This window comes from Brucella sp. NBRC 14130, assembly GCF_040371715.1.
Taxonomy (GTDB): Bacteria; Pseudomonadota; Alphaproteobacteria; order Rhizobiales; family Rhizobiaceae; genus Brucella; species Brucella intermedia.
Genome location: NZ_BAABTE010000003.1, coordinates 264108 through 277095 on the forward strand (window position 1 = coordinate 264108; position 12988 = coordinate 277095).

Here is a 12988-nt window from a genome sequence, read left to right on the forward strand (position 1 = left end):
CTGTTGGCGGATATATCGGGCAGGGCTGATCGCGGGGAAAGTATCAGCTGTTGAACAGTGTGTAACCCATAAGCCGCAACCGCCGGTCTTTCGACAACGGTGGATAATTGGGGGCTTGGCAGAAGGTTTCACGTAAAGAATATGTTAACCTTCTAAATTCGGGTGTAAGAGCCCTGCTGGCGTAGTGTTAGGGAGTATGGTTTTGCGGCGCATTTTTTCTTGGTCTGCCCCTGCGTTGCTTGTTCTAGTATCTCTGCTCACCGGTTGCGCCAGCCGCCCTGAAGGTGTGCTCGTTCCAATCGGCGATACTGCCTCTCCCGGCACGACGAAGGTCAACCTCGTCGTCGCGACCACCCGCCGCCCGTCCGATAACCCGGGCATTCTTTTCTCCGGCGAGCGCGACAAACTCGTATCGCTCAATGAGATCGTCGTATCCATTCCCCCGGAGAAAAACCGCAAGGCGGGTGAAGTGCAGTGGCCGAAGAAGCTGCCGCCCAATCCCCAGAAGGATTTCACCACCGTCAGCGTGACGCCGGTCAAGACGGACGTGGAAATGGCAGGTTGGGTTCGTCCGCACCTGACCAAGAGCCGCCGCGTGATGGTGTTCGTGCACGGTTTCAACAATACGTTTGAGGATTCCGTCTACCGTTTCGCGCAGATCGTGCATGATTCGGGCGCCGATGTAGCACCGGTCATTTTCACCTGGCCGTCGCGCGCCAGCGTGTTCGACTACAATTACGACAAGGAAAGCACCAACTATTCCCGCGATGCGCTGGAGCAGATCCTGCGAGCCATCGTGCGCGAGCCCGAGGTCAAGGATATCACGGTCATGGCCCATTCCATGGGCAGCTGGCTGACGGTCGAGGCCTTGCGGCAGATGGCTATTCGCGACGGTCGTGTGAATGCCAAGATCACGGATGTCATTCTGGCCTCGCCCGATCTCGACGTCGATGTGTTCTCGAAGCAGTTTCTTGCCATGGGCAAGCAGCATCCCCGTTTCACATTGTTCACCTCGCGGGACGACAAGGCGCTTGCATTGTCGCGGCGCATTTCGGGCAATATCGACCGTCTGGGTCAGATAGACCCGTCGATCGAGCCCTATCGTTCCGAACTGGAAAGATCGGGCATCACCGTCATCGATCTGACGCAGCTGAAGGCGGGAGACCGTCTCAACCATGGCAAGTTTGCCGCGAGCCCGGAAGTCGTGCAGCTGATCGGCAAGCGTCTCGTCGCGGGCCAGACCATCACGGATTCGCAGGTCGGCCTCGGCGATCGTCTGGGTGCAGTCGCGATAGGGACGGCGCAGGGGGTCGGGACGGCGGCTTCGCTGGTGGTCACGGCGCCGATTGCGGTGTTCGATCCCAATACGCGCAAAACCTATGACGAGCAGATTGATCGTTTCGGTCGTGCTGTCGGCAATACGGTCGGCGCGGTGACGATCCCGACGCAGTGAGGCAGTCGGGAAGGCATTTGCCTCGGCAGTTGTCATATTTAAGCTGACGCTGTAGGACTCGCGGCCAACAATGTCGGTCGCGAGGAGGACCTCATGCAGATCATCCGCACCATAGAGGAGCTGCGTCAGGCTCTGGCGCCCGCAAGGCGGGCTGGAAAACGCATCGGCTTTGTGCCGACCATGGGCTATCTCCACAAAGGCCATCTTGAACTGGTTCATCGATCCAGAGCGGAAAACGATGTGACTGTCGTGTCCATCTTCGTCAATCCGTTGCAGTTCGGCGCAAATGAAGACCTCGACAAATATCCTCGCGATCTGGAGCGCGACGCAACTCTGCTGCGCGGGGCCAATGTCGATTATCTTTTCGCACCAGCGGTCAGCGACATGTATCCGCGTCCCATGCAGACCGTGGTGGATGTACCCGCGCTCGGCAACCAGATGGAAGGCGAGGCACGTCCCGGCCACTTCGCCGGTGTCGCGACGGTGGTCAGCAAGCTCTTCAATATCGTAGGCCCGGATACTGCTTATTTCGGCGAGAAGGACTTTCAGCAACTCGTCATCATCCGCCGCATGGTGGAAGACATGGCCATTCCGGTGCGTGTCGTCGGCGTCGAGACCGTGCGTGAGGATGACGGCCTCGCCTGTTCGTCGCGCAATGTCTATCTGACGCCAGAACAGCGCGCAGCCGCCGTCATCGTGCCGAAAGCGCTCGATGAGGCTGAACGCCTCTATCGCTCCGGCATGGATGATCCTGATGCGCTGGAAGCCGCAATTCGCGCCTTCATCGCTACCGAGCCGCTGGCAACGCCCGAAGTAGTCGCGTTGCGCGACCCTGAAACCCTGGAGCGCCTGACAGCTGTACAGGGGCGCCCGGTTCTCATTGCGCTGTTCGTTCGTCTTGGCGCCACGCGGCTTCTCGATAACCGCGTCATCGCACATGTCGCGCAGGAAAGGGCAGCCTGAAATGAGCGCACCCGTCAAACAGAAGCGGCTGACGCCTAAATCCATCCACGCCATGAAGGGCGAACGCCCCATCGTCAGCCTCACCGCCTATACGACGCCGATCGCGCGGCTGCTCGATCCGCATTGCGACCTGCTGCTGGTCGGCGACTCGCTTGGCATGGTGCTCTACGGCATGGATTCCACTCTTGCCGTAACGCTCGACATGATGATCGCCCATGGGCAGGCGGTGATGCGCGGGGTGGAAAAGGCCTGCGTTATCGTCGATATGCCGTTCGGTTCCTATCAGGAATCGAAGGAACAGGCGTTCCGTAATGCGGCCCGCGTCATGCAGGAAACCGGCTGCGACGGCGTAAAGCTCGAAGGCGGCGAGGAGATGGCGGAAACGGTTTCTTTCCTCGTCAAGCGCGGCATTCCCGTGTTCGGCCATGTTGGTCTGATGCCGCAGCAGGTCAACACGGTCGGCGGCTTCCGCTCACTCGGACGCGGCGATGAAGAGGCCGATCAAATTCGCCGCGATGCACAGGCCATTGCCGATGCGGGCGCTTTTGCGCTGGTGATCGAAGGCACGGTAGAGCCGCTGGCGCGTGAGATCACCGCATCGCTTGACATCCCAACGGTCGGCATCGGGGCATCTGCTGCCTGCGATGGACAAATATTGGTTTCAGACGACATGCTGGGGCTTTTTCAGGATTTCACGCCGCGCTTCGTGAAGCGTTTTGCGCATCTGGCGCCAGAGGTGTCCGATGCGGCCAAAGCCTATGCCGAGGAGGTGCGGGCACGCTCTTTTCCGGGGCCGGAACATGTTTTCGGAGCAGGGAACAAGGTTTAAGCGCTGAAAGCTGTGGCCGGTAACGGGCAGCGCCTTGTATTCGTTGCTCAATCACGTTCAATGCCGGAAGTGTTTTCTGGAGCGGCCGTGACTGACGATATTGCCCATACCGAATTGATAGCCGTGCTGGCAGCTGTTACCGGCGAACAGCCGCGCGTCATGACCGTGCGGGGAGGGCAGGCCCTGCCATCCGGTCCGTTCGAGAGCGAGCACCGCTCTCTGCAAGCGGGCCTGCGCGCCTGGGTGCAGTCTGAAACCGCACATCCGGTTGGATATCTGGAGCAACTCTACACCTTTGCCGACCGGGACCGGCATGCACAGGGCGAGCGTATCATCTCAATCAGCTATCTGGGCCTGGTACGCGAAAGCGACGCCGCTGCGGGGCAGGCTGGATGGCGCGGCTGGTATGATTATCTGCCGTGGGAAGATCACCGCCAGGGCGAGCCGCCCATCATGGAACACCTCAACAACGCGCTCCTCGTCTGGGCCTATCGGGCAGAGACGCCCGAACTGACGGCGCAGCGCATGCGGCGGATCGCCTTCACCTTCGGCTTCGAGAGCGGAGATTGGAGCGGGCGCTGGAATGAAGACCTTGTGCTGCAACGCTATGAGTTGCTGTTCGAGGCCGGTCTGGTGGCCGAAGCCGGTATGCAGGAAGACGAGAACGGTCGCTCCATGTTTGCCGATCATCGTCGCATCCTTGCCACGGCGATTGCGCGGCTGCGCGCCAAGATCAAATATCGCCCGGTGGTATTCGAGCTGATGCCGGAAAGTTTCACCCTGCTGCAATTGCAGCGCACCGTCGAAGCGCTGGCGGGGCTGCGCCTGCACAAGCAGAATTTCCGCCGCCTGATCGAACAGCAGGATCTGGTCGAAGAGACTGGCGAAAGCCACAGCGAAACCGGCGGACGCCCGGCAAAGCTCTTCCGTTTCCGCTACTCGATTGTCGAGGAACGCGCCCTTTCCGAGCGTCATCTGGCTGGAGCCAAGCTGCCAATTTCCCGCGATTGACAATATACTCGAATCGAGTATAAGGTTGCGATTATAAAATGCTCATGTTGAGTATAAGGGAAATGCGTAAGTGACCTTGGAGGCCACCATGAACGATCATGTTTCCGTTTCGCAACTTTATGACCGGGTGGCCAGGGTGTTGCCGAAGGCAGAGTGGCTCGGCTTCGAGGACGATGTCGCGGCCATTCTTGAGCTGAAGAAAAAGCGCAACGCCGTCATCCTCGCGCATAATTACCAGACGCCGGAAATCTACCACTGCGTGGCCGACATTGTCGGCGACAGTCTGGCGCTGGCACGCAAGGCGGCTGAAGTCGATGCCGACGTGATCGTGCTGGCGGGCGTGCATTTCATGGCCGAAACGGCCAAGCTGCTCAATCCCGGCAAGACAGTACTGATCCCCGATATGGGCGCAGGCTGTTCGCTGGCCGACAGCATCACGCCGCAAGACGTGGCGCTTTTGCGCGAGGCGCATCCGGGCGTGCCGATCATCACCTATGTCAACACATCGGCTGCCGTGAAGGCGGCGTCCGACATTTGCTGCACCTCCGGCAACGCCAAAAAGGTGGTGGAATCGCTCGGTGTGCCGCGTGTGCTGATGATTCCCGACGAGTTTCTGGCCCAGAACGTGGCGCGTGAAACCGACGTGGAAATCCTCGCATGGCATGGCCATTGCGAGGTGCATGAGCGTTTCACCCCAGACGATATTCGTGAACTGCGCGAAAGCCATCCCGGCATCATGGTTCTGGCGCATCCGGAGTGCCCGCCGGAAGTGGTGGAGGCAGCCGATTTTGCCGGTTCCACGGCAGTCATGTCGGACTATGTCGGTCAGAAGAAGCCGCAGCGCGTGGTGCTTTTGACCGAATGCTCGATGAGCGACAATGTCGCCGTTGATCACCCGGATGTTGAGTTCATCCGCCCCTGCAATCTTTGTCCGCATATGAAGCGGATAACCCTCGCCAATATCCGCGATGCATTGGCAAACAATCGTCATGAAGTGGTGGTCGACGCCGCTTTGATGGAACCGGCCCGGCGCGCCGTCGAACGGATGCTGGCAATATGATCAACGCCCGGACGGCTCCGGTTCTCATCGTCGGCAGTGGACTTGCCGGGCTGATGACCGCGCTGACGCTATCACCCCAGCCGGTCCTGCTGGTGACAGCGGGAAGCCTTGGCCTGTCTGGTTCCAGCACTTTGGCGCAGGGCGGGATCGCTGCGGGTATCGGGGCGGACGACAGTGCGGCGCTGCATCTGGCCGACACGATTGCAGCAGGCGACGGCCTGTGCAATGCGGCGGTTGCTGCGGAAATCATCGCAGCAGGCGCGGACGTCATTGCTGCTCTGGAAGCCCATGGCGTGCGCTTCGACCGCAAGGCCGACGGTTCGTTGTCCCTTGGTCTGGAAGCCGCACACAGTCGCCATCGTATCGTCCATGTCGATGGCGATGCGACGGGCGCTGGCATCATGCGCGCTTTGATCGCGAAGGTTCTGGCAACGCCCTCGATCACCGTCATGGAAAACACCCGCGCCCTGCGGCTCATCAAGCAGGATGGCCGTGTGGTCGGTGCCTGCCTGCAGAATATTGGACCGGTTGCCGCGCGCAGCGTGGTTCTGGCGACCGGTGGTATCGGCGCGCTTTATAAAGCAACCACAACACCGCTTGGCAATCTGGGGCAGGGGGCTGCTTTGGCGGGTCGCGCGGGCGCAGTGCTTGCCGATATGGAGTTTGTGCAATTTCACCCGACTGCACTTGCCGTCTCTGCACCACGCCTGCCGCTGGTCAGCGAAGCGGTGCGCGGCGAAGGCGCGGAACTCATCAATGATCGCGGTGAGCGGTTCATGGCCGACATTCCGGGCCGCGAGCTAGCCCCACGCGATGTCGTTGCCCGTGCCATTGGCAGCGAGATCGGCCAAGGTCGAAAGGTTTTCCTCGATGCGCGGGCGGCTCTGGGGGCAGGTTTTGCAACCCGCTTCCCGGGTATCGATGCGCTTTGCAGGCAACATGGCATCGACCCTTCGCGCGACCCCATTCCGGTGCGGCCCGCCACCCATTACCACATGGGCGGCATCAAGACCGACGCTGACGGGCGCAGTACCATACCCGGCCTGTGGGCTGTTGGTGAAGCTGCCTGCACCGGCCTGCACGGCGCGAACCGGCTTGCCAGCAATTCTTTACTCGAAGCTGCGGCAATGGGGCTGCGCGCCGCTCACGCCCTTGTGGATGAAGAAGTAATCGGTGTTCGCCATCTCGTACCCGTCAGCCTGCCCGGAGATACCGATCCCGAACCGGTACGGCGCGTCGTTTCCAGTCATCTAGGCCTGCTGCGCGATGAAGAAGGTTTGCGCGTGGCGATCACCACCCTTCTTCCGCTCGCTGAGTCAGACGATGCCGCCGCGGTGGCGCTGGTCGCTGCGGTAGCGGCCTATGAACGGTGCGAGTCGCGCGGCAGCCATGCCCGCATCGATCATCCGCAAAAGGATGCAGTCGCCAGACGCCGTTTTCACACATTCGAGACGGCGTTCGCGCAGGCTCACGAGATCATTGGTCCAAATCGAATTTCCAGGATAGCTTCATGAACCTGCCGCACCTGTCTCCGCTTGTTGTCGAACCGCTGGTGCGCACCGCGCTTCTGGAAGATCTGGGGCTTGCCGGTGATATCACCAGTAATGCCGTCGTACCGGAGGATCACCGCTCGGCCATGCTGTTCAGCCTGCGCCAGCCGGGTGTCATCGCCGGGCTGGATGTGGCTGAAATGGCGTTTCGTCTGGTCGATCCGGACGTCACTTTCGAGCGCATGGCCCGGGATGGCCAGTTTCTTGAAAAAGGGAGCGACATTGCGCGCGTTTCCGGCAGTTCGCGGTCGATCCTGGCGAATGAGCGAACGGCGCTCAATTTTCTCGGTCACCTGTCCGGTATCGCCACGGCAACGGCCAATCTGGTGAAGGCGGTGGCGGGAACCAGGGCTTCCATTGTCTGCACGCGCAAGACGACGCCGGGGCTGCGTGCCTTGCAGAAATATGCGGTCAGGGCAGGCGGGGGAATGAACCATCGCTTCGCGCTCTATGATGCGGTGCTCGTCAAGGACAACCACATCGCAGTCGCGGGCGGCGTGCGGGAAGCCATTGAGCGCGCCAAGGCCCATGCAGGCCATATGGTCAAGATCGAGGTTGAAGTTGACACGCTGCAACAGCTTGATGAAGCAATGGGGGTGGGTGTGGACGCAGTTCTGCTCGACAATATGTCACCGGACCAGTTGCGCGAGGCCGTATCGATCATCGATGGCCGCGCCATTTCGGAAGCTTCGGGCGGCATCACACCGGAAACGGTCGCAGCTGTTGCCGCAAGCGGAGTCGATCTGATTTCGGTCGGCTGGACGACGCACAGCGCGCCAAACCTCGATATCGGGCTCGATTTTGAATTGAATGGCTGAGGCGATAGCCCGCAATCTTCCCGAATATTCGGACCTGTTCGCTGCAAAACCCGACACATGTGCCGGGGTGGGCTGCGGTTTGGTCCGCGCCCGGCGCCTTCCAAATCCGCGCAACAAACTCCCTTCAAAACATGATTGTAATATTCATATTTTCGTGTCACAAATTCACTGACTGATAGTCAGTCATGAGTTGTGCGGCGGTTCGGACACCTGCTTGTGTGCGTGCGGATCGCCGGATCGTCGTCACGGCTCGCAGCGGCAACATTGCTGCGAAATTCAGGAATATCGATCAGGAGGGAGTGTAATGCTTCACCATACGGAAAACTGGCCTTACGTGGTCACCCTGTCGAAGGGCGCATCGACCATGGAGGAGACGCGTGAATTTTTTGATGCCTGGAACCGCTGGCTTGATGAAGGAAAGCCCTTTGTCACGATCCGCCGGTTTCTGGACGAGGATGCTCTCACGCATCCGGAAGGATCGGCGCGTGAAGTCAAGCAATGGTTTCAGCGCAATGCGCAGCGCATTCGCGAACAGGTGCTGGGGATGGTGAATATCGTGCCGGAATCTGTGTATGAACAGGCAAGCCGCATGGACGCTGAGAAGCTGTTCCGTGTTCCGGCTGGCACCTTCTCTAATGTCGAGGCAGCGCTGCACTGGCTGGAAGACCGCGTGGTTCGGCCAAACAGCCTTGTTTTTGACAGGGCGGCAATCCGGGGTAGATTGGCGGCATCCTGAAGTTCCGGAGATTGCTTTGCCGCCGACCGCCACCAAGCCCAAACCCCGCACCAAGCCCGCTGAAATACGTCGCGATGAACTGATGGCTGCAGCCGAGGCCCTCTTCCTCGAAAAGGGCTTCGCGGCGACGAGCGTGGATGAAATTGTCCGCCTTGCCGGTGTGGCCAAAGGTACGTTCTATCTGCATTTTCGCAGCAAGGACGACATCCTGATCGCCTTGCGGGAGCGATTTATCGACGGGTTCTGCGAGGGGCTGGAGCGTCAGCTGGGCCAGTATCCGGCCGATGACTGGCACGGAAAGCTGGTAGCGTGGGCCGAGACGGGGATCGCCGGCTATCTGGACAATTACAGGATACACGACATGGTGTTCCATGATTTTCATCCGCCCCTGCGGCGCATGAAGCAGGAAAATCCGGCAATCGTCCGGCTCGATGCGTTGTTGACCGACGGCAATTCCGCAGGTGCGTGGAAAATCTCCAATCCGCGTTTGACGGCTGTGCTCCTTTTCAATGCGCTGCACGGTGCGGTCGATGAAATCATCTCCAACCCCGATATGATGGATCGAGCGGAAATGGTCGCGGGCGTTAAGGCGTTTTTCTTGCAGGCGGTACGGGCTTAGGGCATCCTGTTTTTTTGTTTTCCCCGAGCCCGTTCCAGTTTTCGGCAGGCGCGCACCAGAGAGCGGGCAAAGAAAAAGGGAGGCTGATGCCTCCCTCCATTAACAGTCCAGCCCGTTTCGGCAGAGTTATTTCTCCACGAAAGCCTTCTCGATGACGTAGTGTCCGGCTTCGCTCTGGCTGCCTTCCTTGAAACCGCGCTCTTCAAGTATCTGCTTTGTTTCGGCCAGCATTTCCGGGCTGCCGCAGAGCATCATGCGGTCGTCGTCATGATTGAACTCTGGCAGGCCAACATCGGTGAACAGCTGTCCTGAACGAATGAGGTCGGTCAGGCGGCCACGATTCTTGTAGGGCTCACGCGTGACTGTCGGATAGTAGATGAGCTGCTTCTTGACCATTTCGCCAAGGAATTCATCCTGCGGCAGTTCGTTGGAAATGAAATCCGTATAGGCGAGTTCCGCGACCTGACGCACGCCATGAACAAGAATGATCTTTTCGAAACGTTCATAGGCTTCCAGATCGCGAATGATCGACAGGAACGGCGCAAGACCGGTGCCGGTCGAGAGCAGCCAGAGATTTTTGCCCGGCTTCAGATTGTCGTAGAGAAGTGTGCCGACCGGTTTCTTGGAAAGAATGATCTGGTCGCCAACCTTCAGATGCTGAAGCTTGGAGGTCAACGGACCGTTCGGCACCTTGATCGAGAAGAATTCCAGCCCGTCTTCGTAAAGGCTCGAGGCAATCGAATAGGCGCGCGTGAGCGGCTTGCCGTTTACTTCCAGCCCCATCATGATGAACTGGCCGCTCTGGAAGCGAAAGCCGGGGTCGCGCGTGGTGCGGAAGGAAAACAGCGTATCGGTCCAGTGATGGATGTCGGTGACGGTTTCCTGATTGAAGTTGCTGCTCATTTTCGGAACTGTCTCTGTCTTGCTCCTGCACCGCTTGGGAGGACGGCGCCCGTGGATGGATCGGTCGTTTTGGTCATTGCCGCATTTTGCCCGCAGTCACGCAGCTCCGTGGAGTCTGCATTTCCTGCAGGCAAAACGCCTTGATCGCAATCAATGTAAGCGCGTCATGCTGCCTTCAGGGTGGCTTCCGCGAATTCGTAATTGGCCAGCTTGTCGAGGAAATTCGTTACATAGTCAGGCCGACGATTACGGAAATCGAGATAATAGCTATGCTCCCAGACATCAAGCCCTAATAGCGCCTTGCCTTCGCCGGTTGCCAGCGGATTGGAGCCGTTAGGGGTCTTGGTGACCTTGAGCTTGCCGTCATCGGCCAGAACCAGCCATGCCCATCCCGAACCGAACTGGCCGACGGCTGCGGTCTTGAAGGCTTCCTTGAACTGGTCGACACCGCCGAAATCTTCGGTGATTTTCTTTTCCAGCGCTCCGGGAAGGCGGCCACCGGAAGCAGACAGGTTCTGCCAGAACAGATTGTGGTTCCAGTGCTGGCCGGCATTGTTGAACACCGGGGCCAGATCGGCCTTGTCCTTGGCAAGGAGAATGATTTCTTCGAGCGACTTGCCCTTGAGCGCATCGTTCTTTTCAACGAATCCGTTGAGGGCAGTCACATAAGCCTGATGATGCTTGCCATGATGCAGCTCAAGCGTTTCCGTACCCATTCCCACGCCCTCGAGCGCGTTGGTTGCATAGGGAAGCGGGGGCAAGGTGAAGCTCATTTCAAAACTCCTTGTTACGTACGCCGTCGCGGTACGGACCGTGAGGCCCGTCAATCTGTTGCTGGACGCCGGTTGAGTGCCGTCATTTGATAACTATCTTGCTAAAGTGGGGTAGATAGCTTATTTAACAAGATAATTCTTCTTTAAATAGAAAATCGTCAATATGTCAAGGAATGACTTTCTAAATACCGACGCTCCGGTAGCACGTTCTCCCGCCGAGCGCGTTATGCTCACGCTTAAGATGCGGGGGGCCCAGACGGCAGCTGCGATCGGCGAGCATCTGGGAACGACCGGCGAAGCTGTCCGCCAGCAACTGGTGCGACTGGCTGAAGAAGGTCTGGTCGCTCCCCATTCCGTATCGCAGGGGGTCGGACGTCCGTCTCAATTCTGGGACCTGACAGAGACCGGCAACAGGCGCTTCCCCGATACACATGCCGATTTGACGGTCCAGCTTCTCCATTCCGTTCGCAGCATTCTCGGTGAGGACGCGCTGGACACGCTGATCGCCCATCGCGAATCCGAGACCCGCCGTCAGTATCAGGCGCGCCTGAAAGATATGCCGCTCGGCGAGCGGGTGCTGGAACTTGCCGCGATCCGCTCGGCGGAAGGTTACATGGCCCATGCCGAAAAGCAGGAGGATGGCTCCTGGCTCTTCATCGAAAATCACTGCCCGATCTGCGCTGCCGCGGACGCCTGCCAGGGCTTCTGCCGCGCGGAGCTTCAGGTATTCAGGGCCGTGCTTGGCCCTGATGTTTCTGTAAACCGAACCGAACATATTCTCGCCGGTGCGCGGCGCTGCGCCTACGTTATTTCGCCCGCCGCCTGATAATTCTCAGCATTGGGCCGTTTGCGGCTGTCTTGCGCTGCGGACCAGAGCGAGCGCCGACACGAACGCCAGTGCGGACAGAATGGCGAAGCCGGAAAAGAGCCAGAGCGCGGCATGTGCGGTGCCTGCAAAGCCGCCGGGATTGGTGAGCCCAGCCATATTGGCAACCATTCCGGCAAGTGCTGCGCCAAGGGCGGTTGTGAAAAGCTGCACCATGGTCACGGAGGCGGATGCAAGGTTCTGATCTTCTGCGTTCGCGCGCTTGAAAATGCCGGTCAGCAGGTGCGGCCATGTCAGCCCCACGCCGAAACCGATGACTGCGAGCGCGATGCAGATCGGCAGCAGATCGTACCAATGACCTTCGCTTCCTGCCGGAATGAGGACGGCCAGCGCGACCATCCCGGCTACGCCCATGACGGGGGCGGCGAGAATAACGCGGTCGGTGCGTCCGGCGGCAATCCCCGACGACCCGATCGAGCCAAGTGTCCAGCTGCCGCCCATGATTGCTGCCAGATATCCCGCGACAAGCGGCGACTGGTTATGCAGCACCTGAAAGAACAGCGGTACGAAGACTTCCGAACTGGTAACGGACGCGCTGAGGAAGGCGAGCGTCAGATAAAGCGCGCCGAGTTTCCGGATACTGAAAGACCCTTTCGGAAGAATGCGTCGGCTGGCCTTCTTTTCGACGACAGCGAGGAGAAGCAGCAAGACGATTGCGAGTGCGACGCCGCCGGCATTCAGCGCCAGTTCCGACGAAATGCTTCCGGCGGAAACGGCAAGGACGGCAGCGGTCAAAAGAATGAGCTGTGGCCATGCCAGCCGGTCATTGCTGGCAGCGGAACCGGATTCGCGGGGCAGAACCGTCATGGCCATGATTGTGAACACGGCAATCACGGGCGCAAGCGACCAGAAGGCAGCGCGCCACATGCCGAGTTCCGCAAAAACGCCGCCAATCGCCGGGCCGACAAGCGTGGCAACGCCCCACATGCCGGAAACGAGGCCGATGGCGCGGGGCCATAGCGATTCATCGAAGACGATGCGGATCATTGAATATGACAGGGCGAGCATCATGCCACCGCCAAGACCCTGAATGGAGCGCCCCGCCAGCATGACGGGCATGGAGGGCGCGAGGCCGCAAGTCAGGGTTCCCGCAGCAAAGATGCACGCTGCGACCAGATAGGCGCTGCGCGGGCCTGCCCGCGAAAGCAGGCGCGGCACAAGGGCGGAGCCGAGAATGGATGCGGTCACGAACAGCGCCGTGTTCCACGCGTAATAATCCATGCCGCCAATGTCGGCGACCACCGTTGGGAGGATGGTTGTGGCAATGAACACGTTGATGGCATGAAGCGCCACGCCGCCGACGAGCGTCAGCGATACGATAGCGTTTCTGCCTGCGAACAGGTCTCCCCAACCGGCGGTCGGCTTGTGATCCTGCATCTGATTTTCC

At 59.6% G+C, this 12988-nt stretch carries 13 protein-coding genes; 10 read left to right on the plus strand and 3 right to left on the minus strand.

Annotation, left to right across the window (positions count from 1 at the left end; translation table 11 throughout):
• Positions 1–196: 196 nt before the first annotated feature.
• The 9 genes from ABWW28_RS07370 (at position 197) to ABWW28_RS07410 (ending at position 9039) form a co-directional block, all read left to right on the plus strand.
• Entirely contained in the window at positions 197–1453 is a 1257-nt protein-coding gene (locus ABWW28_RS07370) for an alpha/beta hydrolase (RefSeq protein WP_036564886.1), read from the plus strand.
• Positions 1454–1546: 93 nt separating this feature from the next.
• Positions 1547–2416, plus strand: coding sequence for a pantoate--beta-alanine ligase (panC, locus tag ABWW28_RS07375; protein WP_112670580.1), 870 nt, complete (start codon positions 1547–1549; stop codon positions 2414–2416).
• 1 nt (position 2417) lies between these two features.
• The gene (panB, locus tag ABWW28_RS07380; RefSeq protein ID WP_112670578.1) at positions 2418–3245 is read left to right on the plus strand and encodes a 3-methyl-2-oxobutanoate hydroxymethyltransferase; all 828 of its coding nucleotides are present in this window, start codon (positions 2418–2420) and stop codon (positions 3243–3245) included.
• Positions 3246–3305: 60 nt separating this feature from the next.
• The gene (locus ABWW28_RS07385) at positions 3306–4256 is read left to right on the plus strand and encodes an NUDIX hydrolase (protein WP_025089709.1); all 951 of its coding nucleotides are present in this window, start codon (positions 3306–3308) and stop codon (positions 4254–4256) included.
• An 88-nt stretch (positions 4257–4344) separates the two neighbouring features.
• Complete coding sequence (nadA, locus tag ABWW28_RS07390) at positions 4345–5316, plus strand: quinolinate synthase NadA (protein ID WP_112670576.1); 972 nt, start codon at positions 4345–4347, stop codon at positions 5314–5316.
• Entirely contained in the window at positions 5313–6830 is a 1518-nt protein-coding gene (locus tag ABWW28_RS07395) for an L-aspartate oxidase (RefSeq protein WP_112670574.1), read from the plus strand. The genes nadA and ABWW28_RS07395 overlap by 4 nt, the downstream gene beginning before the upstream one ends.
• The gene (nadC, locus tag ABWW28_RS07400) at positions 6827–7684 is read left to right on the plus strand and encodes a carboxylating nicotinate-nucleotide diphosphorylase (protein ID WP_112670572.1); all 858 of its coding nucleotides are present in this window, start codon (positions 6827–6829) and stop codon (positions 7682–7684) included. Before ABWW28_RS07395 ends, nadC begins: the two co-directional genes overlap by 4 nt.
• Before the next feature lie 304 nt (positions 7685–7988).
• Positions 7989–8420 carry a hypothetical protein gene (locus tag ABWW28_RS07405; RefSeq protein WP_006471045.1) on the plus strand — a complete coding sequence of 144 codons (432 nt, stop codon included), beginning with the start codon at positions 7989–7991 and terminating at the stop codon, positions 8418–8420.
• 16 nt (positions 8421–8436) lie between these two features.
• Positions 8437–9039: a TetR/AcrR family transcriptional regulator gene (locus ABWW28_RS07410; RefSeq protein ID WP_112670570.1), complete on the plus strand. Its 603-nt coding sequence runs from the start codon at positions 8437–8439 to the stop codon at positions 9037–9039.
• Positions 9040–9165: 126 nt separating this feature from the next.
• On the opposite strand, the gene ABWW28_RS07415 is transcribed toward ABWW28_RS07410, so the two are convergent.
• A complete protein-coding gene (locus ABWW28_RS07415; RefSeq protein ID WP_006466088.1) occupies positions 9166–9942 on the minus strand; it encodes a ferredoxin--NADP reductase in 777 nt (258 codons plus the stop codon).
• A gap of 164 nt (positions 9943–10106) precedes the next feature.
• Positions 10107–10715, minus strand: coding sequence for a superoxide dismutase (locus ABWW28_RS07420; protein ID WP_006471043.1), 609 nt, complete (start codon positions 10713–10715; stop codon positions 10107–10109).
• 226 nt (positions 10716–10941) lie between these two features.
• Between ABWW28_RS07420 and ABWW28_RS07425 the strand changes: the two genes are divergently transcribed.
• Complete coding sequence (locus ABWW28_RS07425) at positions 10942–11541, plus strand: helix-turn-helix transcriptional regulator (protein ID WP_112670568.1); 600 nt, start codon at positions 10942–10944, stop codon at positions 11539–11541.
• 6 nt (positions 11542–11547) lie between these two features.
• On the opposite strand, the gene ABWW28_RS07430 is transcribed toward ABWW28_RS07425, so the two are convergent.
• Positions 11548–12978, minus strand: a complete 1431-nt coding sequence (locus tag ABWW28_RS07430; RefSeq protein WP_112670566.1) for an MFS transporter — start codon at positions 12976–12978, stop codon at positions 11548–11550.
• Positions 12979–12988 lie beyond the last annotated feature (10 nt).